This is a genomic window from Acinetobacter sp. YH01003 (assembly GCF_013420525.1).
Classification (GTDB): domain Bacteria; phylum Pseudomonadota; class Gammaproteobacteria; order Pseudomonadales; family Moraxellaceae; genus Acinetobacter; species Acinetobacter towneri.
On record NZ_VOXY01000018.1, the window covers coordinates 1 to 21,497 of the forward strand.

Sequence of the window (21,497 nt, forward strand, 5' to 3'; positions counted from 1 at the left end):
GCTGAAAAGAATTGTTGTTTACGTTGTAGATGCTTAAAACACAAATCATTGACATAATTCCAGACAAAATTTACTTCGGATGCTAACTGATTTAGCACCTTGCAATGTTTGTCTTTTATGCGTAATTTGAGTGTCTTCATCCAATTATTTTAACAGTATTTTTCTTAATAGTGACTATAGTACAAGTATTTAAAACGACATTTCGTGTCGTTCATATGGTTTACTCCAGTCGCTTATATCCTCGTGCTGAACCACGAGGTTTTTCGCTCCAGTGGATAAAAAAACCTAGAAATCTAGGGTCTGTTGATACTTCGTCTATGTTTGCGACGTGAGAGATATATCTCGCAAGGTTTTTTAGCTGATATAAGGCATGAGGCAGGAAATTTAGTCATTTTAAATGACTGGCACATAACGCAATAGCAGCAAAAAATATGCTCGTTCCGAAGGACTGTGGCTAAAACTTTCTCAGATTGCGTTATGAAACTTGGCAATAGACCCACTATTCCCTACGTTTCATGCCTGATCTGCTCAGTTTTAGCCTACAGTGCAAGCCATTTATGAAATATCAACAGACCCTCGGCTTTTTATTAAAAATCAATCTATTCACCACCAAGTGAACATTCAAAATTGGTTTTTTCGACAGAACAACGAGCGCGTTTTAACACACTCATCATGGCAGGGTCATAAATACCGCGTTTGGTCATATCCATACGTCCATCACGTAGCATTTTTTGATATTTAGTTTTATCTTCTGCGCTCAAGTTCATTTTATATTTGGCTGGAATTTCACCTTCTAAACGATTAATCATACTCATCGCTTTAGGCAGATTTTTTACAAACCAATCTCGTGATTTTTGCCCAAAGCCCGCAGGGAATTGTTCAGGGCGAATCACAAAGTCTGCGGTCACTTGTAATACAGGGAAGTTAAACATCGCCCCGTTATTGCCTAAACCCTTGTAGATTTCTAAAGGTTTGTACGCATAGGCAGGCGCACCGACCATATCGACCTGACCATTGTTAAACTTCGCCACAAAGTTAGATACATCAGAAATGACGGCTTGCGCGCCTACACGCTGCACCATAATTTTTTGTGCATCGTCATAGCCCAATACCGCAAACTTTTTCCCTGCTGCTTTTTCAATCGAGCTGATGTTCTTGTCGCGCACAAAAATAAAGGCCGAACCTAAAGGTGAAATACCCGCAACTTCATATTTTTTGCCACCTAAATTGGTAACCATTTTCGCTGCATTACGTTGATCTAAAGCAAAGCTGATGGCACGTTGTGCAATCGCATTACTTGGCGCACCACCTAAAGCATCAATCGAGCCTGCAAATTTATTGTATTGGCGAGCACGCATGGCGGTCATAAATACCCCATCACATTTGCCTGCTTTAAAATCATTGTCTGCGACAGCTTCATCCTGACGTGGAATTAAATTGACTTCTGCACCCCAGCCTTTTGCTGCTAGCGCCCACTCTTGTGCCATCTGAAAAGATTCACCTGACTTACCCAGTAAGTCAAAGACACATACATCTACTTTTGCTGCTTGCGCCTGAGCACTGAAACCGATCGCTGCGAATGCTGTCAATGTTGCGCTGACCCATATTTTTTTCATTGTTTCGATCCTTCTACAGATTTTTTTATTTTTGAGTGTCCGTACACGAAACAAATATTAAGCAAGTTCAAATTAAAAAAATAGAGCATTTACTCGAATTTCATCTGTCAATTCTGCCAAAACCTTATACTGCCTTATTTAAGCGATCATTTTTATTTCATAATTCACTTATATTTTATAGATTTAGATCAAAATAAAGATCATTTCCAACATGCACGTATTTTGTGCTTGTTTACAAAGTCATAAAAAAAGCCTGTTGTTAGATCATAATTTTTAAACATCACAAGAGAGATTTTTCGCAAATCACAAATAAAACTGGGCTTATTTTTGTTTTCTGGTGGGCTTCCATTAGAATATGCCCAACTTTTGTTGTGACCAGTAAACACCATGATTCAACTTGACCAAGTTTCTTTACGCCGCGGTGGACGTGTTTTATTTCAAAAAGCGTCTATGCAAATCCATCCAGGCTGGAAAGTCGGTCTTACAGGTGTCAATGGTGCAGGAAAATCCAGTTTATTTGCTGCGCTTTTAGGTAGTTTAACCCCAGACGAAGGTACGTTGAGCCGTCCGCAAGGCTGGACTGTGGCGCACATGGCACAGGAAGTTAAAGCATTGGATTTGCCTGCGATTGATTTTGTGCTGTCGGGTGATGAAGAATACTGGAACATTCAACAACAACTGCAACATCCTGAACAATTAAATAATGACCAACTTGCACATTTGCATGGTCGTTTTGATGAAATTCATGGCTATACCGCACCCGCCAAAGCCGCACAACTGATGGCAGGTTTAGGTTTTATGGAACATCAAAACAGCTTGGCGGTCAGTAGTTTTTCTGGTGGATGGCGCATGCGTTTAAATTTGGCGCGTACCTTAATGAGTCGCTCCGAATTATTATTACTGGACGAACCAACCAACCACTTAGACTTAGATGCAATTTTATGGTTAGAAGACTGGCTTAAAGCCTATGCGGGAACTTTGGTGCTGATTTCCCATGACCGTGATTTTTTAGATGCCATTACCGATCATATTTTACATATTGAAAATAGTGAACTGACTTTATATACAGGCAATTATTCAACCTTTGAAACCACACGCAGTGAACGCTTGGCACAACATCAACAAGCGTATGAAAAACAATTAGAAACCCGTGCACATTTACAAAAATATATTGATCGTTTTAAAGCCAAAGCCACCAAAGCACGGCAGGCACAAAGCCGTATCAAGCAATTGGAACGCATGCAATTGCTTGCCCCTGCGCATGTAGATACACCATTTACCTTTAGTTTCCGTGAACCGACCAAAATGAGCTCACCCTTACTGACCTTGGAACAAGTCAGCATTGGTTATGCAGACAAAGTGATTGCCAGCAAAATTAACCTACAAATTACCCCGACCAGTCGTATTGGTTTATTGGGGATGAACGGCGCAGGTAAATCGACCTTAATTAAATCCTTAGTGGGTGAATTGGCGTTATTGGCAGGTACTCGCAAAGCCTCAGAATTACTCAATATTGGCTATTTTGCACAGCATCAAATGGATGCTTTGGATGATAGCGCCAGCCCGATGCTACAACTGGCACGCATTGCCGATAAAAAAATCAGCGAAGCCACTTTACGCGCCTTTTTAGGCAGTTTTGGTTTTAGTGGCGAACGTATGGACACGCCTTGTGAAAGTTTTTCAGGAGGTGAACGTGCACGTTTGGCTTTGGCTTTAATTGTCTGGCAACGTCCTAACGTACTGATTCTGGACGAACCGACCAACCATTTAGACTTAGATATGCGACATGCCTTAACCATGGCATTACAGGATTATGAAGGTGCAGTGGTATTGGTGTCACACGAACGTCAATTAATTGCCAGTGTCTGCGATGACTTACTCTTGGTTCATGCAGGACAATGCACAGAATTTGAAGGCGATTTACAAGATTATGCCCAATGGTTACGCCAAGCTCGTGCAGACATGCTTAAGCAAGGTACATCCAACACAGCTCCATCCAATCCAAGTCCAGTGGTTGAGAACAAGACTAACCTAGTCAAAGTAGATAAAGAAGCTCAACGCAAACTGGCAGCACAACGCCGTGAACAAACTCGCCCTATTCGTAAAAATATTGAAAAATACGAAGCGCAAATTGAAAAAATTCAACCGCGTCTGACTGAAATTGAAACCGAACTGGCAGATCCTGCCCTTTACGATGCCAACTGTAAAGATGATTTGCTCAAACTCATGAATGAGCAAAATGATCTGAAAACCAAATTGGCGCAGGCAGAAGAACAAATGCTTGAATTGATGATGGAATTGGAAGAACTCGAAAGTAGCTTTGAATAGCCATACCGATGAGATTTTAACGCTATGCTAAATAGGGTTAAATCTCATCATATTTCGTAGAATATGCATTGTGTATGTTCCATACTTATAAGACACATTCGTAATAGTTTTAATCTTTAGTTTATCTTCACAACAACCACGTAAAGAAATTTAAGTCACTCTCTGCGTTTGTTTATTTTTACTTATCAATCTTGCACCACAGCATAGTTGTATGACACCCCCCACCCTGAATAAAAGTAAGACAGCATAGCTACCAAGCAAGAAGTTTTGAATTTAAAAATCACACTGAGTTTTAAATTCAAAATCTACAATTTAAATTTAAAAGCAAAAACTTAGTTATCCACAACTCAAACTAACTGTTATTTTAAATTCAAAACTCTAATTAAAGCCAAATCAATCCATTCTTTCATGGTTATTTTGAGTCATTGAATCTCAGTGATTCACAGAAAATCGCTGCTACTCGGCAGTAATTTTTGCTTTGCTAATACATAATTCTTGTATTTTCCAGCCCTGAATATAGCGCCAAATTTCTTGAATATACCCTTGATCATCCGCCAAACCAATTTGAATCCGACAGTTAACCTGCTCACGATCAAACTCATATTCTTCTAATTCAACATTCGGTTTGATCGGTTTCCAGACACCATTATTCACTGCATGCTGAATGTTGGCATAACGTGTTTCACGATTTTCCACACGTGATTCTGCCGTATAAACGACTTTAAAATCTTCATCTTCATAGTGTGCTAACAGCTCCACATTGCCAGTAAAAAAAGCATTCACCCATGCATCACGTGCTTGTTCTAATTGATTATCCATCTTAATGATTCTCCTATATTTTTGGCTTAATGTAGCTCAGCATGACAGAACAATAAGTCAGTTTTATAAAAGTTATTTGGATGAATCACGACAACAACAAAAGCCAAACATAAAAAAGCACTCCGTAGAGTGCTTATGGTTATGCGGATGATTTGGACGAATTAAGCGTCAATATCTGCATTTAAGGCATTTTCTTCAATAAAGGCACGACGTGGTTCTACATCATCGCCCATTAAGCAAGAGAACATGCGGTCTGCTTCAATGGCATCATCAATGGTGACTTGCAACATATTGCGGTTTTCTGGGTCCATCGTGGTTTCCCAAAGTTGTTCCGCATTCATCTCACCCAAACCTTTATAGCGCTGAATCATCATGCCGCGACGCGAGTCCTGCAAAATGTGTTGCCACACTTGATGGAAATTGTTGACCGTAATTTTACGTTCGCCTTTTTCCAAATACGCACCTTCTTCAAGCAGCGTAAACCAGCTTTTTGAATTTTTCAGCAAACGTGCATATTCAGCTGAACCCAGCAAACCTGTATCTAGTAAATAAGTATGGGGCAAGTTGTGCACATATACCGTGATTCGTGGCCAATACGTTGCAGATTTTTGACCATCCGCATCTTCTTTTTCAAACTGTTCGATGCTTAATTCAGGACGCAAACCTGGCTGTAATCGTTCAATGCTTTGACGTAATTGCTCGCCCCATTGTTGTACATACGCCTGATCTGCTGCTTGATCAATTTTAAAGGCATCTAATTCTAATAAACCATCCAACAGACTTGCAGGATAACGCAGCGTTAAACGGCTCAAACTCTTTTGTGAAGTTTGATAATCAGCAATGACTTTGGCTAAAGCCTCACCACGAATTGCAGGTGCATCAGCACTCACATGCAGCTCCAATTCATCAATCGCATTAGAAATTAAATAGGTTTCTAAAGCATCGTTATCTTTGATGTATTGTTCCTGCTTGCCTTTTTTCAGCTTATACAATGGTGGCTGTGCGATATAAATATGACCACGCTCAACCAATTCTGGCATTTGACGGAAGAAGAAGGTCAATAGCAAGGTACGAATGTGTGAACCATCTACGTCAGCATCGGTCATGATGATGATTTTGTGATAACGCAGTTTGTCTGGGTTATATTCTTCACGACCAATACCACAGCCCAAAGCGGTAATTAAAGTACCTACTTCTGCCGATGAAATCATCTTGTCAAAACGGGCACGTTCCACGTTCAGGATTTTACCTTTCAGTGGCAAAATTGCCTGCATTTTACGGTTACGACCTTGTTTAGCCGAACCACCTGCAGAGTCACCCTCGACTAGATATAATTCAGATAATGCAGGGTCTTTTTCCTGACAGTCAGCCAATTTACCAGGCAAACCTGCAATATCCAAAGCACTCTTGCGGCGCGTCATTTCACGGGCTTTACGCGCCGCATCACGGGCACGCGCTGCATCAATAATTTTACCCGCAATGGATTTTGCCGCTTGTGGATTTTCCAATAAATATTCAGAGAAAGATTTATTCATGGCCTGCTCAACAGCAGGTTTCACTTCACTCGATACCAATTTTTCTTTGGTCTGTGATGAGAATTTTGGATCTGGCACTTTGACCGACACAATCGCGGTTAAACCTTCACGTGCATCATCACCCGACACCACGACTTTTTCTTTTTTCAGGATATTTTCGCTTTCCATGTAGTTGTTTAACCCACGGGTTAGCGCAGCACGGAAGCCTGCCAAGTGCGTTCCACCGTCTTTTTGTGGAATGTTATTGGTAAAGCAACGTACGTTTTCCTGATAGGAATCATTCCACTGCAAAGCAACTTCTACGGTAATTCCGTTTTCAGCCTGTGTCGTGAAATGGAAAATTTCATTCAGATGGGTTTTGCCTGCATTAATATATTTCACAAATTCAGACAAACCACCTTCATAGTCAAAAATATGTTCTAAATTGACACGTTCATCACGCAATACAATACGCACGCCCGCGTTTAAGAAAGACAATTCACGCAATCGGCGTGCCAAAATATCCACATTAAAAATGGTTTGGCTAAAGGTTTCAGCACTTGGCCAAAAACGCACAGTCGTACCTGATTGCTCAGTGTCGCCCACTACTTTTAAAGGATATTGTGGATCACCATGGCGGTATTCCTGTTGGTGAATTTGACCCGCGCGTTTAATCGTTAATTCAAGTTTACTCGATAAAGCATTGACCACCGACACACCAACGCCGTGCAAACCGCCCGACACTTTATAACTGTTGTCATCAAACTTACCACCTGCGTGCAGAATGGTCAGAATGACCTCTGCTGCAGAGACACCTTCTTCAGGGTGAATATCGGTTGGGATACCACGACCATTGTCAGATACGCTGACAGATTCATCTTCATGGATAGTCACCAAAATTTCATCACAATGACCCGCCAAAGCTTCATCAATAGCGTTATCGACTACCTCGAACACCATGTGATGCAAACCTGTACCATCATCTGTATCACCGATATACATGCCTGGGCGTTTACGAACAGCATCTAGGCCACGCAATACTTTGATACTAGAGGAATCATAAGCCTTTTCATTGGTTTGTTCTGTAGTAGAGACAGATTGATCTTCTGAACTCATGGTTTCTCCCTAGTGAAAAATAGGTCTATCCAAAGATAAAAAAATTATTGCTCAACAGCCTGCACCGTTCCGTGATCGACCTGAAATAAGCGATAAGGAATCGACAACGCTTGTAAGTGTTGTTGCACGGATTGATGATCTAAAGTGGTAATAAAAACTTGACTACCCAATTGGCTTAATCGTTCAATTAAACGTTGTTGTGCGCTTAAATCTAATTCTGCTGTCAGATCATCTAATAATACCACAGTTTCCTTATTAGACGCATGCAGCATTGCAATCTGTGACAGTTTTAATGCCATAATCAATAGCTTTTTCTGCCCACGTGACAGCACCACATCGGCATCACCCATTGGGGTTTTTAAGCGTAAATCGGCGCGGTGTGGCCCATATTCGGTATAGCGACGTTCCACATCTTTTTGATGATAATTGCACAGATCATTCAACAAGCCTGTTTCGGTATGAAAGCCTGCGCTGTATTCCAGACTAATGTGTAAATCAGGCAATAAATACTGTAAATCTTGTGCAAAAAATTGCTGCCATTGTTCCACCGTTCCCAAACGCTGCTGATGCAAAATCTCACCATAATCACTGAGCATTTTGTTCCACGGTTCCAAGTCCGACAGACTTAAATGTCGCTGTGATTTAAGCAAACTATTACGTTGTTTTAAGGCACGTGAATAATATTGCCAAGCGTGATAAAACTCTGGTTCCACGTGGAACATCAACCAGTCCAACAGTTGCCGTCGTGGTTTTGCACCATGGTCAATAATATCGGTACTGAGTGGATCAATATGTTGTAAAGGCAGAATTTTAGCCAATTGCCCTTGGGTCGCAACAGGGTCGCCATTGACCTTAATCAACTGCTCACCCGATGCCATTTTTTGCATGCCAATTTTTTCAGTCAATGACTGAGCAAATACAATCGCATCTTGGCTACTGTTCTGAATGTAATTTTTAGGAATATGGGTGCGAAAAGAACGCCCTGTCGCCAATAAATGAATCGCTTCTAAAATCGAGGTTTTACCCGAACCATTTTGCCCATAAAAGACGTTAAACGGCTGCAACTCATGAAGTGCAACCGCTTTTAAGTTCCGAACACGCTCGATATGTAAACGCGTAATATGCATGATTCAGCTAGATTTAATCTTGAAATAAACCGCTCACTTAAACACGCATTGGCATCACAACATAGGTTTGATCTTGATGTGCTGGATCTTGTACCAATACCGATTGATTGGCTTCGGTCATGGTCATCGATACATCATCGCCATCCAATGCCCCTAATACGTCCAATAAATACTGTGCGTTAAATGACATTTCTAACGGCGAATCGGCATATTGAATCGCTAAATCTTCAATTGCTTCATCTTGTTCTGGGTTATTGGCACGTAATTGCAAGGTGTCCGCACTAAAATTCAGGAATACGCCACGCAATTTTTCATTACTTAAAATCGCCACACGCTGTAAAGATTGTTTAAATACATCATGCGCGATCAGCACGTTTTTATCACCACCACGTGGAATCACACGGCGATAATCTGGGAACTTACCATCAATTAATTTAGTGGTAAAACGCACGGTAATTTCTGCTTGTTCTTTGTCACGGCTTGGGGTGCGAATGGTCACATTCAGCAATTCACGCCCAATTAAAAGTGCCAGTTGTTCATCTTCAATGCTCAGCAAACGCTGCAATTCAGCCACAGCTTTACGCGGCACAATGGCTTGAATTAATTGAGTAGCTGTCGAAGATGCCGCTGTTTCACACAAGGCCAAACGGTGACCATCTGTGGTCACAGCACGTAATTGGTTTTCATCAATTTCTAACAAAGTACCCGTTAAATAAAAGCGTACATCCTGCACTGCCATCGCAAACGCAGTTTTTTCAAACAAACGCTTCAGCTCACGCTCAGTAACCGTCACTTGCGTACCTTGAGCATTTTCTGTAGCCAATAATGGATAATCTTCCGCAGGCAAAGTACCTAATACAAAGCGGCTATTGCCCGATTTTAAAATACAGCGCTGATCTTCAGTGATTTGCAAATCAATCAAAGCTGCGCTTGGTAAAGATTTACAAATATCCATCAGTTTACGTGCAGGCACTGTAGTTTCCCCTGCCTGTAAACATGCCCCTTCAGTCAGATTCGTACTGGCAACCAATTCCACTTCCAAGTCCGAACCAGTAATGGTTAAGGCTTGCTCAGTCACCTGAACTTTGACATTGGATAAAATATTTAAGGTATGGCGACGTTCAACCGCTCCTACGACATGTGACAGAACATTCAGTAAGCTTTCTTTCGCGATTTTTAAACGCACGGTACATTCCTCTAACAACTGAAGATTGGAGTATAAAATAGGTTTTTTAGCAGTGTACTATGCGGCAAAAGCTGCCGCATGGCAAGAACAGAATTTGAGCAAATTCGGTCAACTTTGCAACAATCGTTGCAGGTTTTTATAGTCTTCGTTAAAGATCGGATCTTCTTCGCGCAGGCTTTGTACTTTTTCGCAGGCATGCATCACGGTACTGTGATCACGGCCACCAAATGCCATACCAATTTCAGGGAAACTGTCGCCTGTCAGCTCACGTGCCAAGCCCATTGCCAACTGACGTGGACGCGCATAAATACGGGTACGTTTTGGCCCCACCAATTCTTTGAGCGGAATACGGAAATATTCACTCACGACTCGCTGAATATTTTCGGTACTGATGGTACGTGCGCGAATTGCCAAGACATCTTTTAAAGATTCACGTACCACATCTAGATCGATTGGGGTGCCTTTAAAACGGGAAATTGCCACCACTTTATTGAGTGCACCTTCAAGTTCACGCACATTGGCCACCACTTGCTGGGCAATAAATAAAGCACAGTTACGTGGTAAATCTACGGCGCTGCTTTCAGCTTTCTTTAATAAAATTTCAATTCGGGTTTCAATATCTGGCGGTTCTACCCCGACTGATAAGCCCCAAGAAAAACGTGACACCAAACGTGCATCCAATTCGGTTAATTCTTTTGGATAACGGTCTGAAGTCAAAATAATCTGTTTAGATTCATCCAATAAAGCGTTAAAGGTATAGAAAAACTCCACCAAACTGGCTTCTTTACCTGCCAATAAGTGAATGTCATCCACCAATAACAAATCTAAAGAGCGGCAGTTTTTCTTAAATTCTTCAACCTTGCCCTGCTGCAAAGAGCTGACAAAATCCTGCACAAAACTTTCTGCAGTCATGTACATCACCCGTGCATTCGGTTTGGCTTGCAACAAAGCATTGCCCACCGCTTGCATCAAGTGAGTTTTACCCAAACCTGTTGGGCCATACAAAAATAATGGGTTGTGCTGTGAAGCCCCCAATTGGGTCAATACCTTGCGACAGGTTTCCGCAGCCATTTGGTTAGAACGACCTTCCACAAATAAGGAAAAGGTAAATAACGGATTGAGTTGGCGTTTACGGCTTTTTGCAGAACTTTCTTCTTTTTCACGTTTAGGCTTGGCCACAGGCGCAGGGCTAGATTCCAGCGCAGCAGTAGTGGTAGCAGGTTGTTCACTGGCCGATAAAATTGCACCTGGACGCGAATCGACTAAAATTTCGACCTTACGCACGCGTCCCTCAGACAACTGCTCTGCCAAAATAGTAATCAATTCCAGATGATGTTCTTGAATGTAACGCGTCCAATAAGGATTAGGCGCATAAAGTTTTAATGTATCTTCAACTTCTTCTGCCACCAATGGGCGAATCCACATTGTAAAGACATTTCCAGAGAGCTCTTGTCGCAAGCGATTTAAGCAGTCCGTCCAAAGCATGTGAACCCCCTATCTAATCCATTTTTAAATTTAAAACTTCTCTCGACCGCCTGAGCGGGTCGCCATTCTAACCAAGTTATCCACATCTGTCATGACAAAATCAGCAAAATTGCTCAAAAAAGGAATCATTAAACCTGAATTTAAATTTGAAACGTGGTGTGGATAAGTTTATCCGCAAGGTGTGGATAAAATATAGCACAAAGTTATCCACATAGTATTAAAATTATAGAAACACAGATATCCACAATTCAAAATTTTGTTTTATAAAAGAAAAAGTGGGTTTTCAACAGAAAAATGCGTCCCTAATAGTAATAAATTTAAATTTATAAATTTGAATTTATTTATAAGAAACGTTGCAACTGTGGATAATTCAATCTGAGTTTAAATTTAAATTCAAAACCGAAAATTTTAAAATTAAACAGAATAAGCTTGTGGATAATTATGTGAATAATACTGTTAATAACTCATTAGTCAAGCATAAACAATTACTTATCTTGTGTATACTTTAATTTGTATGATCAACCAGTCAATTGAGCGAAAACTTGTTAAAAAGAAAAATTTAGGCTTATTTTGCAAGAAACCGTGTTTTTCATTGACAGCTCAAGCAATGAGCACTAAAATCGCGGACCTTTATAGAAAGATCATTTTTGGAGTTTCGATATGAAACGTACATTTCAACCATCTGAATTAAAGCGTAAGCGCGTTCATGGTTTCCGTGCTCGTATGGCTACTAAAGCTGGTCGTCAAGTATTGGCTCGCCGTCGTGCAAAAGGTCGTCACAGCTTAACTGTTTAATACAGTCACGCTGAACCGACTCTTGGGTGTTATGACAACACTTTATGGCTTCAGCACAGAGTTGAGATTACGCTGTGCTGCCGATTATAAAGGTGTGTTTGATGGTGCGCTTTTTAAAGTGCATCAACCCCATTTCTTATTTCTTGCAAAACATTCCGAACTGCCGAATAGCCGTTTGGGTCTTGTCGTTGCAAAAAAGAAAGTGCGTCGTGCACACGAACGAAATCGAGTAAAACGACTTGCTCGCGAAAGTTTTCGCTTACACCAACAGCAATTAAATGACTTAGATATTGTGGTAATGCCCAAAGTTGGGGTAGATACGGTATCTAATGCGGAATTGCATCAGCAATTACAATTTGCTTGGCAGAAGTTACAACGTCTCGCCAAAAAGCATTCAAAAATAGCTCCCTCCCCACAAAAGTAGAGATGGCCAATGGTACTTTTACTGCATTGGTTGATACGTTTCTATCAGATCGCGATTAGTCCTTTATTGGGACCACGCTGTCGCTATATTCCAACATGTTCTCAATATTCTTTGGAAGCAGTCCATACGCATGGTGCTGTACGTGGTGTGTGGCTGGCTACAAAACGTATTTGTCGTTGTCATCCGTGGGGTGGTTCGGGCTATGATCCGGTGCCGCCAAAAGTCATTCGTTTTATTTCATTTCAGCAAATAGATTCTCAAACGCATCACATTACTGTACCCTTTCGTGATCGTTTATTGAACCAAAATCACTCTAACCACTTGGGGTAATAGATATGCAACAATGGGCCAGGTTTGCAATTCTCGGGGCCATGTTTGTCGTCGCATATTTGCTCATTTTGGCGTGGCAAAAAGATTATGGAAATGCTGAAACAGCACCGCAGCAAAAAACTGCCGTTGTTTCACATGAAGTGTCTGCAGATTTGCCGAATGCCCAAACGGCTACAGCAGCTTCTGATGTACCGCAAGCAAATATTCCTGCACAGCAAACAACCGATGCCACAGCACCTGTAAGTCAGCAGCTTATTTCAGTACAAACTGACCTTTATCATCTTTGGATCAATCCGAAAGGTGGTGATATTGTTCGTGTTGAATTACTCAATCATGACAAAAATAAAGACAGTGACGATCCTTTCGTCATGCTGGAAAGCGATGCTAAGCGCACCTATGTCGCGCAATCTGGGTTAATCGGGCTGAATGGTCCAGACAGTAGCCGTAATGGCCGCCCAAGCTATGAAATTGAAAAATCGACTTATAGCTTAGCCGATGCCAAAGAAAGCAAAAATAAAGCGGGTGAAACAGTTAAAACTTTAACTGTCCCAATGGTATATAAAACTGCCGATGGTGTAGAAATCATTAAAACCTTTAGTTTTACTGAAGGTGAATATCCTGTGCTGGTGAATCACAAAGTGATTAACCGCAGCAGCCAAAACTGGCAAGGTCAGATGTTTGGTCAGTTGAAACGTGATAATTCAGATGATCCAGGCAAGTCAGATCAAGGTATTTTTACCTTGGGTACTTTCCTTGGCGGCGCATGGGGAACACCTGAAGAACACTACAACAAGTTGAAATTTGACAATTTTAATGACGAAAAATTGAATGTCGATGCAACAGGTGGTTGGGTGGCCGTGGTTCAGCACTATTTCGTGAGTGCATGGGTTCCGGGGCAGTTAAAATTGACGCAGGCCGATGGTCAACCGTATGCAGCGAAGTTGGAATCACGTAAATCTAGCGATGAAATGAACATCATTGGTTTTACCTCGCCAACCATTAATGTCCCTGCAGGTACGGTGGCAGAAGTTGATGCGACCTTCTACTCTGGTCCAAAAATTCAGTCTGAATTGAAAGATTTGGCGACAGGTTTGAACCAAACTGTGGATTATGGCTGGTTATGGCCAATTGCAAAATTATTGTTTATTGGTTTGCAATTCTTCCATGGTTTAGTGGGCAACTGGGGTTGGTCAATCATCTTATTAACCGTTCTTGTCAAACTGATTCTTTGGCCGTTATCGTCTAAGAGCTATCGTTCTATGGCGAAAATGCGTGTGATTGCACCAGAAATGCAGCGCATGAAAGAAGAATTTGGCGAAGACCGTATGCGTTTCTCGCAAGAAATGATGGCACTTTATAAACGTGAACAAGTGAATCCACTGTCAGGTTGTTTGCCATTGTTACTACAAATGCCAATTTTCCTTGCCTTGTACTGGGTATTGATGGAATCGGTAGAGTTACGCCATGCACCGTGGTTAGGTTGGATTCAAGACTTATCGGCAATGGACCCTTGGTTTATCTTGCCATTGTTGATGGGTGTGACCATGTATGTTCAACAAATGTTGAACCCACAGCCAACAGATCCAATGCAGGCAAAAATCTTCCGCATTATGCCTGTGGTATTTACCGTATTCTTATTGTTCTTCCCTGCAGGTCTAGTTCTGTACTGGATTGTCAACAACTTGATTACGATTTTGCAGCAAAGCTTGATCAACAAAAGTGTTGAAAAAGACCGCGCTAAACGAGAAGAGGCAACTCCAGTCAATTAAGTATGGCTGAGCTGCTGAATAAATCCGCTTAAGATGGTAATCTTAGGCGGATTTTTCTTTGCATATATTTTGAAAGTTTTAGGTGAATTTTATGTATAACCGCAGCACCATTGCCGCAATCGCGACTCCACCTGGCCGTGGTGGTGTGGGGGTGATTCGCCTGTCGGGACCAAAAGCCTATGCGATTGCCGCAGCATTGACCCAAAAAGACTTACCCAAAGCGCGTTATGCAGGTTTTCGCCAGTTTTACGATGCAGCCAATGAAGTCATGGATGAAGGTTTGGTGATTTGTTTCCCCAATCCTCATTCATTTACTGGCGAAGATGTGGTGGAACTACAAGGGCATGGTGGCCCAGTGATTCAAAATGCTTTATTGGCACGTTTACTGGAACTCGGTGCAACGGCTGCCAAAGCGGGTGAATTTTCGATGCGCGCCTTTGAAAATGGCAAGCTGGATTTGGTACAGGCCGAAGCCATTGCCGATTTAATTGATGCCACTTCACAAGCCGCTGCGCGTTCTGCTCTACGTTCCCTGCAAGGGGCTTTTTCCACCAAAGTGAATACCGTGCTGGAACAGTTAATTCACTTACGTCTGCATGTTGAAGCTGCTATTGATTTTCCTGAAGAAGAAATTGACTTTTTGGCCGATGGGAAAATCCTTAATTTGCTGGATGAAGTGGCTGCTTCGGTGACTGCTGTGCAACAATCTGCGCGTCAGGGACAATTGTTGCGTGAAGGTCTGCAGGTGGTGATTGCGGGCAAACCGAATGCAGGTAAATCTTCCTTACTCAATGCCTTGGCGGGTATTGAACGTGCGATTGTGACCGATATTGCAGGGACTACTCGTGACGTATTGCATGAAAAAATTACCCTGAATGGCTTACCAATTACCCTGACTGATACTGCAGGCTTGCGTGAAACAGGGGATATTGTGGAACAGGAAGGGATTCGCCGTGCGATTAAAGAAATTGAACAGGCAGATTTATTGTTATTGGTCTATGACTTGAGCCAAAACGAAGATCCGTTGCAATTGGCACAGCATTATTTTGCGGAACATATTGAACCGAAGCGTTTGATGTTGATTGGCAATAAATGTGATTTAACTGGTGTACAAGCTGCAATTTCAGATTTTAAAGGGTTTAGACATATTACTGTGTCGGCCAAACAAGAAACAGGTGTTCAATCGCTCATAGAGGCGATTACAGCGCATGCAGGCTTTCAGCCTGAAGAAGATACCTTTATTGCACGTACCCGTCATTTAGACGCAATGAAGCGCACGCAGCAGTATTTGGCTGAAGCACGTGAGCAGTTGGTGGTCTATCATGCGGGGGAATTAGTAGCCGAGTCGTTACGTCTTGCACAGAATGCTTTGGGTGAGATCACTGGTGATTTTTCTGCAGATGATTTGTTGGGCAAGATTTTTGGATCGTTTTGTATTGGGAAATGATTTTTAGCGATTACTTTCTGATTTGATATGAAAATAGCATTAAGTTTTAGTGGCTTAGTGCTTTTTTATTATCCTATTTTAGGTTGGTCAGCTGATAAAAATCAGCCTATTTGATAATGTTTAGTGTCTCTTTTGTTACAAACCCGATTTAATCCATGTCATGTTTAAACATTTCAATTTACCTTTATGAAAACCCATCAATAATCACGCAAGTTTTTTTAAACCGCAGCATTTAAAGCTATGATGAGAAAATAATCAAAGATTGGCGCTCAATTCAATCCTAAATGCACGAGATGAAATCTCTGATGGAGGTTTTTTGGATGTTTGAACTGGCTTTTTTACGTGAAATACTCATTTCTTCGGTTCATTTTCTGCAATTGTCACTCGAAGCCATTTCTGTGATTTGTGTGGTGATTGGTCTAGTTAAAACTTTATGGGTGCTGGTTCGGTTAAAATCGGGGCGTACTGCACGTTATTGTTTTGGGGATTGGCTTGCGACGGCGCTTGAATTTCAGTTGGCTGCAGATATTTTAGCCACCACGGTAGATCCAGATTTAGATAGCCTAATTAAATTGGCGATCATTGCAGTGATTCGAACCTTTTTGAATTACTTCCTGACCAAAGAGTTAGAACATCAAGCCCTTAATGAAAAATAATGGCTATTGAGTTTGAGATCAAAACAGAAGACATAGTCCCATTCATCTACAAGGTTTGAATAAACTCAGCTGATTCAAACCTTGTCCTGATTTTAACGTTTAGTTTAGGTAAAAACTCATCCTAAAACAGGTTTGTTCTGCAACTGGCGATACCAAATAATGATGTAGCCACACAGTAAGCAGATGGCTGCACAAAAGCTAAGTACGGCGGTGGTTAAACCGAAATGATCGGCCAAATAACCGACTGCAATAATTGGCAGAATTGTGCCTAAATAGCCCACAAATAAATAGGTCGACATCACTGCAGCGCGATTCTGTAGATTGGTCATGGCATGAATTAAGCCAAAAGCGCCAATCAATGCCAATCCATGTCCTATGCCAAGCAGCACATCACTCACAAAAAATAGAAAACTCCAGTGTAAATACATGCATAAACCGAGTACCAATAAACTCAATAACAGCAAATACAGCCCATAATTTAGACATTTTTGTGCAGGAATGGCTTTGGAAAAATACTGCACCAGCGCTGAAATCAGCAAAATACAGGTGATAGCCAAACCACTGACCAAAGGCCCGTGCCACGGAATAATCACTTGCACAAAAGAGGGAGAGAGCGAAGCAAATAAACTAAAGGCAGCAAAGGCACAGAATGCAGTTAAACCTGTAATATAAAATTCTGCATGAAAGCGTGGTTCTGGGCGTTCTAATTTTGGGGCAATCGAGAAGGCTTGTGGTGTAAATTCAGGTGGCGCTAAACGTAACAATCCAATAAAACACAGGACAGCACCCAAAATGACTGGAATATATGGGCTAAACAAAGGTGCTGCTGAAAATTGTGCCACACCGCCACCAAGCAAAGGGCCTAAGCCAAACCCGACTGCGGTAATGACTGAACTGAGCTGTGGCGCATGTGCTTTATGTGATTCGGGGATACTCCACATTAAGCCAATTAACGCCGATGTGGTCATAAGACCTGAAGCAATCCCAATCACAAAACGCCCCAGAGCAAGCCAAAGTGCATTGGTGGCAAACATCGACAGAATCAGTCCGAGGGTGATGATGACTAAACCCAATTCTAGGGTTTTTAAGAAGCCAATACTGTTGCTGGTACGTCCTAAAAAGAGCAAGGTAGCCAAACAACCGAGCATATACGCCACAAAAATAAAGGTGATATGGCTAGGTAAAAGCTGCCACAGTTCCTGATAAATTGGATACAGTGGGCTTGCAAGTGCCGTGCCCATGGTGCCAATAATCAGGGCGAGGCTGATCATCACAAAAGGATGCCAAGATTGAGATTGAGTCATAAAAAACTCGATTGATGGCTAAACTGTTGAGTTTAGTCTCATATAGTGAGAAATATCACTCAGTGTAAAGACAAGCCTTGAATCTGGTCAAGCCTATTTGTGTTTAAGCATAGCGTTTCAGCAATTTCATAAACTCTTCCAGTTCATGTTCATCAATCGCGCATTGATCACCAATCACATGATGGCGTAAATGCGATTCGATTAACTCATTCATCAAACCATTGACCGCACCTTTAATGGCTGCGACTTGTTGTAAAACTTCAATACAGCCATGATCAGGATTGTGAAGTGCTTGTTCTACTGCCCCAATTTGTCCTTGTAGGCGTTTGACGCGATTTAAAATTTTCTTATCTGTATGTAAATGACCCAACACATCACCTCAATTTTTATATACTCTATGGGAGTATATTTAACAATGATTTCCCATTATGCGTCAGCAACACTCTCATCGTATCCATCCACATCAATTCGATCAAGGCAATCCGCTGGCGCAGAAAAAAATATTATATGCGGCTTTGCTGACGGCTGTCATGATGTTCTTGGAAATCTTGGGTGGTTGGATTTTTCATTCCATGGCTTTGCTAGCGGATGGCTGGCACATGAGCTCACACATGCTGGCGCTAGGCTTGGCTTATTTTGCCTATCGGGCAGCACGTCATTATGCAGCAGATACACGGTTTAGTTTTGGTACATGGAAAATTGAAATTTTAGCTGGCTATAGCAGCGCCATTTTATTGTTGGTGGTGGCTGCATTTATGGCAATTCACTCTATCGAGCGTTTATTTTTTCCTGTCGATATTCAGTATAACCAAGCCATCCCAATTGCAATTTTAGGGTTATTGGTCAATTTGATTTGTGCATGGTTATTACATGAAGATGATCACCATCACCATCACCATCACCATCACCATCACCATCACCATCACCATCACCATCACCATCATGAGCATACGCATGACAGCCATGACCTGAATCAAAAAGCCGCCTTTATGCATGTGGTGGCAGATGCGGTGACTTCAATTTTTGCGATTATTGCTTTAATTGCGGGTAAATATTGGGGCTGGGATTTTCTAGATGCACTGTTAGGTATTGTTGGTTCAATTTTAGTGGCGCGTTGGGCGATAGGTTTGATGCAGGAAACAGGGAAAACATTGCTGGATGCAGAAATGGATCATCCTGTGGTGGATGAAATTCGTGAAGTGATTGCAGAGTTACCAGTCAGTGTGATGATTACAGACTTGCATGTTTGGAAAGTCGGACAGGGTAAATTTTCCTGTATTTTGGCATTGGAAACCGCACACGATTTAGACGCAGATCAAGTCCGCACCGCCCTCGCCATTCATGAAGAAATTGTGCATATTTCAGTAGAAATTAATCCGCCATCAGGCTTGAATGTTCCACGTGAAACCTAAAGCGTTGCATAGCAAAAACGAGTTGTAGCAATTGCGTAATTCTGGCTTAAAAATACTGAATTCTGTGCAGCTTTCAGCTTAGAATCAGGCTAAATTTACTTTATTTAGATGAAACACATGATTAAACAATTGAGTTTAGCTGCCTTAATGGGATTATGCAGCGCCGTGAGCATGGCCGATGTTGCAACGGTTAGTAAAAATGTCAAACAACAGCATCCGCAACTGAAATTAGACAATATTCAAGCCACAGAAATGAAAGGTATTTACAGTGCCTCTATGGATGGTCAAGTGGTGTATTTGAATGAAGATGCACAACATATTTTGGCGGGTTCAATGATTCGTTTAAAGGATCAGCATAACTTAACCAAAGATTTATTGATCCAACAAAACAGTGTCGATTGGAAAAAGTTACCGTTACAAGATGCAATCAAAAGTGTGCGAGGTACGGGAAAACGTCAGATTGCGATCTTTTCTGACCCAAATTGCCCATATTGTAAACAGCTTGAGGCTGAACTGAAAAAGCTGGACAATATTACAATCTATACCTTTATTTTGCCGTTAAAAGCGCAATCTGTTGCGCCATCTAAACAGGTGTATTGTGAGAAAAACCCTGCTCTTGCTTGGGAAAACCTGATCACAAAAGCACAATTGCCTACAAGTCAAAGCAGTTGTGCCAACCCTGTGGAGCGCAACATTGTTTTAGCGCATCGTTTAGGTGTAAACGGTACGCCTGCGATTATTTTCTCGAATGGCTTTAAAGTTATGGGAGCATATCCTGCGGCACAAATTGAACAGATTTTTAAAGAATTTGGTCTTTAAGAACGGCTAATTTTTTATCTGATATTGGCAACTAAAATTGTGTAGTGTGTATCGGAGCAAACCTGAAATTTGTGATTGCGAAGTAGATATAAAAAAACCGCCTCAATTTTTAGGCGGTTTTTTTATTGAGAGAGAAGATGTTTGACTGAAAAATTACAGTCGTTAATACAGGATTTAAGCACGCGATTTTTTCATGAACGTATTATAAATAAATAGAATAATCAGCGCACCAATGATGGAGGCAATAAAGCCTGCGGCAGAACCATCACCGTACAATCCCATCATACGCCCTGCATAGGTTGCCAATAAAGACCCTGCAATCCCAAGTAAGGTGGTGACAATAAACCCTGCTTTATCATCTCCAGGATGAATCGCGCGGGCGATTAGACCTGCAATAAAACCCACCACAATTGCGACAATTAATGACCACATGAGCAGCTCCTTGTTATCTTTGTTTATGTTTTACATCATGTTTCAGACTTATCTTTGCCGAAAAATCCCAAGGAAAATAGTCGAATAATGCTACAGCATGTAGTGTTTTTGTCCTGTTAGATAGATGAAATGCAAATTTCAGCCATAAAAAAAAGTGATCTGAAACGATCACTTTTTTAAAGCGAGGCGTATTTGTTTTATAAGCCAATTTCGCCAATAAACGGAATATGACGATATTTTTGGTCATAATCCAAGCCATAACCGACAATAAACTTATCTTCAATTTCAAAGCCCATAAATTTAACTTCAAGCTCAATTTCACGGCGTGATGGCTTGCTAATTAAGGTACACAGCTCAATTGAATTTGGCTCACGGGTTTGCAAAATTTCCATCACTTTATTTAGGGTGTTGCCCGAGTCGATAATATCTTCAACCACCAAGACATCTTTACCGCGAATTTCACCATCCAAATCTTTTAAAATTTTCACATCACGCGATGACACAGTACCTCCGCCGTAGCTGGATACAGTCATAAAATCCAGTTCATGCGGCTTTTGAATGGTGCGGCATAAATCTGCCATGAACAATACAGAACCACGTAATAAGCCAATTAAAACCAACTCTTTGTCGCTATTGGCATAGTGAGCATTAATTTTTTGACCAAGTTCCTGAACTTTTGTTTGGATTTCTTCTGCAGAAATCAAAACCTGCATTTCAACTGTCATGGGTAGATACCTAAAAAGCAAAAATAAAAAAGGTGTTGACCTGCAACACCCCAAAATATGCGCTAATTTTAATATATCTTGCGCGATGTTGCACGTGCTTGCATGGTTAAAATAGCATCATTTTTGTGCTGAGTGAGAATCTGAGCGTAACAACAAAGCACAACCGAGTATCAGCATTGCCCATCCGATGGGT

The 21,497-nt window shown here is 41.4% G+C and carries 19 protein-coding genes and 1 pseudogene; 9 read left to right on the forward strand and 11 right to left on the reverse strand.

Going from position 1 to position 21,497, the window contains the following annotated elements:
• Positions 1–140 (reverse strand): annotated as a pseudogene (locus tag FTT70_RS11810) (RNA-guided endonuclease TnpB family protein); the annotation flags it as partial.
• 459 nt (positions 141–599) lie between these two features.
• On the reverse strand, positions 600–1,616 hold the full coding sequence (locus tag FTT70_RS11815) for a putative solute-binding protein (protein ID WP_004969750.1): 1,017 nt from the start codon (positions 1,614–1,616) through the stop codon (positions 600–602).
• Positions 1,617–2,003: 387 nt separating this feature from the next.
• Between FTT70_RS11815 and abc-f the strand changes: the two genes are divergently transcribed.
• Positions 2,004–3,944: a ribosomal protection-like ABC-F family protein gene (gene abc-f, locus FTT70_RS11820; protein ID WP_180168648.1), complete on the forward strand. Its 1,941-nt coding sequence runs from the start codon at positions 2,004–2,006 to the stop codon at positions 3,942–3,944.
• Positions 3,945–4,400: 456 nt separating this feature from the next.
• Here abc-f and FTT70_RS11825 read toward each other — a convergent pair whose 3' ends face one another.
• The 5 genes from FTT70_RS11825 to dnaA all read right to left on the reverse strand — a co-directional run bounded on the left by FTT70_RS11825 (position 4,401) and on the right by dnaA (position 11,191).
• Entirely contained in the window at positions 4,401–4,763 is a 363-nt protein-coding gene (locus FTT70_RS11825) for a hypothetical protein (RefSeq protein ID WP_004969754.1), read from the reverse strand.
• 161 nt (positions 4,764–4,924) lie between these two features.
• Positions 4,925–7,393 carry a DNA topoisomerase (ATP-hydrolyzing) subunit B gene (gyrB, locus tag FTT70_RS11830; RefSeq protein ID WP_154320151.1) on the reverse strand — a complete coding sequence of 823 codons (2,469 nt, stop codon included), beginning with the start codon at positions 7,391–7,393 and terminating at the stop codon, positions 4,925–4,927.
• Positions 7,394–7,437: 44 nt separating this feature from the next.
• Entirely contained in the window at positions 7,438–8,520 is a 1,083-nt protein-coding gene (gene recF / locus FTT70_RS11835; RefSeq protein ID WP_154320150.1) for a DNA replication/repair protein RecF, read from the reverse strand.
• Positions 8,521–8,557: 37 nt separating this feature from the next.
• On the reverse strand, positions 8,558–9,706 hold the full coding sequence (gene dnaN, locus FTT70_RS11840) for a DNA polymerase III subunit beta (RefSeq protein WP_004969759.1): 1,149 nt from the start codon (positions 9,704–9,706) through the stop codon (positions 8,558–8,560).
• A gap of 108 nt (positions 9,707–9,814) precedes the next feature.
• Complete coding sequence (gene dnaA, locus FTT70_RS11845; protein WP_004969761.1) at positions 9,815–11,191, reverse strand: chromosomal replication initiator protein DnaA; 1,377 nt, start codon at positions 11,189–11,191, stop codon at positions 9,815–9,817.
• Between the two features lie 660 nt (positions 11,192–11,851).
• Here dnaA and rpmH point away from each other — a divergent pair.
• The 6 genes from rpmH (at position 11,852) to FTT70_RS11875 (ending at position 16,612) form a co-directional block, all read left to right on the forward strand.
• The gene (gene rpmH, locus FTT70_RS11850; RefSeq protein WP_000831329.1) at positions 11,852–11,986 is read left to right on the forward strand and encodes a 50S ribosomal protein L34; all 135 of its coding nucleotides are present in this window, start codon (positions 11,852–11,854) and stop codon (positions 11,984–11,986) included.
• Positions 11,987–12,017: 31 nt separating this feature from the next.
• A complete protein-coding gene (gene rnpA, locus FTT70_RS11855; RefSeq protein ID WP_004969764.1) occupies positions 12,018–12,410 on the forward strand; it encodes a ribonuclease P protein component in 393 nt (130 codons plus the stop codon).
• A gap of 9 nt (positions 12,411–12,419) precedes the next feature.
• Positions 12,420–12,740 carry a membrane protein insertion efficiency factor YidD gene (yidD, locus tag FTT70_RS11860; RefSeq protein WP_004969767.1) on the forward strand — a complete coding sequence of 107 codons (321 nt, stop codon included), beginning with the start codon at positions 12,420–12,422 and terminating at the stop codon, positions 12,738–12,740.
• A 5-nt stretch (positions 12,741–12,745) separates the two neighbouring features.
• Entirely contained in the window at positions 12,746–14,509 is a 1,764-nt protein-coding gene (yidC, locus tag FTT70_RS11865; RefSeq protein WP_004969769.1) for a membrane protein insertase YidC, read from the forward strand.
• 91 nt (positions 14,510–14,600) lie between these two features.
• A complete protein-coding gene (mnmE, locus tag FTT70_RS11870; RefSeq protein WP_179995527.1) occupies positions 14,601–15,956 on the forward strand; it encodes a tRNA uridine-5-carboxymethylaminomethyl(34) synthesis GTPase MnmE in 1,356 nt (451 codons plus the stop codon).
• 320 nt (positions 15,957–16,276) lie between these two features.
• Positions 16,277–16,612 carry a DUF1622 domain-containing protein gene (locus FTT70_RS11875; RefSeq protein ID WP_180052182.1) on the forward strand — a complete coding sequence of 112 codons (336 nt, stop codon included), beginning with the start codon at positions 16,277–16,279 and terminating at the stop codon, positions 16,610–16,612.
• Positions 16,613–16,728: 116 nt separating this feature from the next.
• Here the strand turns inward: FTT70_RS11875 and FTT70_RS11880 are convergent, their stop codons facing one another.
• Complete coding sequence (locus FTT70_RS11880) at positions 16,729–17,916, reverse strand: MFS transporter (RefSeq protein WP_171287397.1); 1,188 nt, start codon at positions 17,914–17,916, stop codon at positions 16,729–16,731.
• Between the two features lie 103 nt (positions 17,917–18,019).
• Positions 18,020–18,286 (reverse strand): metal/formaldehyde-sensitive transcriptional repressor, encoded by a 267-nt coding sequence (locus FTT70_RS11885; RefSeq protein WP_004969779.1) that lies wholly within the window; start codon positions 18,284–18,286, stop codon positions 18,020–18,022.
• A 58-nt stretch (positions 18,287–18,344) separates the two neighbouring features.
• Here FTT70_RS11885 and dmeF point away from each other — a divergent pair, with 58 nt between their 5' ends.
• Positions 18,345–19,328 (forward strand): CDF family Co(II)/Ni(II) efflux transporter DmeF, encoded by a 984-nt coding sequence (gene dmeF, locus FTT70_RS11890; RefSeq protein ID WP_178867906.1) that lies wholly within the window; start codon positions 18,345–18,347, stop codon positions 19,326–19,328.
• Positions 19,329–19,499: 171 nt separating this feature from the next.
• Positions 19,500–20,147 (forward strand): DsbC family protein, encoded by a 648-nt coding sequence (locus tag FTT70_RS11895; protein ID WP_372238852.1) that lies wholly within the window; start codon positions 19,500–19,502, stop codon positions 20,145–20,147.
• A 174-nt stretch (positions 20,148–20,321) separates the two neighbouring features.
• On the opposite strand, the gene FTT70_RS11900 is transcribed toward FTT70_RS11895, so the two are convergent.
• Entirely contained in the window at positions 20,322–20,579 is a 258-nt protein-coding gene (locus FTT70_RS11900) for a GlsB/YeaQ/YmgE family stress response membrane protein (protein WP_004969785.1), read from the reverse strand.
• 197 nt (positions 20,580–20,776) lie between these two features.
• Positions 20,777–21,304, reverse strand: a complete 528-nt coding sequence (gene hpt, locus FTT70_RS11905; protein WP_004969787.1) for a hypoxanthine phosphoribosyltransferase — start codon at positions 21,302–21,304, stop codon at positions 20,777–20,779.
• Positions 21,305–21,497 lie beyond the last annotated feature (193 nt).

Bases quoted from the DNA above. Each gene is read 5' to 3' on its own strand.
- FTT70_RS11815 (WP_004969750.1), bottom strand. From the start codon at position 1,616: ATGAAAAAAATATGGGTCAGCGCAACATTGACAGCATTCGCAGCGATC.
- abc-f (WP_180168648.1), top strand. From the start codon at position 2,004: ATGATTCAACTTGACCAAGTTTCTTTACGCCGCGGTGGACGTGTTTTA.
- FTT70_RS11825 (WP_004969754.1), bottom strand. From the start codon at position 4,763: ATGGATAATCAATTAGAACAAGCACGTGATGCATGGGTGAATGCTTTT.
- gyrB (WP_154320151.1), bottom strand. From the start codon at position 7,393: ATGAGTTCAGAAGATCAATCTGTCTCTACTACAGAACAAACCAATGAA.
- recF (WP_154320150.1), bottom strand. From the start codon at position 8,520: ATGCATATTACGCGTTTACATATCGAGCGTGTTCGGAACTTAAAAGCG.
- dnaA (WP_004969761.1), bottom strand. From the start codon at position 11,191: ATGCTTTGGACGGACTGCTTAAATCGCTTGCGACAAGAGCTCTCTGGA.
- rpmH (WP_000831329.1), top strand. From the start codon at position 11,852: ATGAAACGTACATTTCAACCATCTGAATTAAAGCGTAAGCGCGTTCAT.
- rnpA (WP_004969764.1), top strand. From the start codon at position 12,018: ATGACAACACTTTATGGCTTCAGCACAGAGTTGAGATTACGCTGTGCT.
- yidD (WP_004969767.1), top strand. From the start codon at position 12,420: ATGGTACTTTTACTGCATTGGTTGATACGTTTCTATCAGATCGCGATT.
- yidC (WP_004969769.1), top strand. From the start codon at position 12,746: ATGCAACAATGGGCCAGGTTTGCAATTCTCGGGGCCATGTTTGTCGTC.
- mnmE (WP_179995527.1), top strand. From the start codon at position 14,601: ATGTATAACCGCAGCACCATTGCCGCAATCGCGACTCCACCTGGCCGT.
- FTT70_RS11875 (WP_180052182.1), top strand. From the start codon at position 16,277: ATGTTTGAACTGGCTTTTTTACGTGAAATACTCATTTCTTCGGTTCAT.
- FTT70_RS11880 (WP_171287397.1), bottom strand. From the start codon at position 17,916: ATGACTCAATCTCAATCTTGGCATCCTTTTGTGATGATCAGCCTCGCC.
- dmeF (WP_178867906.1), top strand. From the start codon at position 18,345: ATGCGTCAGCAACACTCTCATCGTATCCATCCACATCAATTCGATCAA.
- FTT70_RS11895 (WP_372238852.1), top strand. From the start codon at position 19,500: ATGGCCGATGTTGCAACGGTTAGTAAAAATGTCAAACAACAGCATCCG.
- FTT70_RS11900 (WP_004969785.1), bottom strand. From the start codon at position 20,579: ATGTGGTCATTAATTGTCGCAATTGTGGTGGGTTTTATTGCAGGTCTA.
- hpt (WP_004969787.1), bottom strand. From the start codon at position 21,304: ATGACAGTTGAAATGCAGGTTTTGATTTCTGCAGAAGAAATCCAAACA.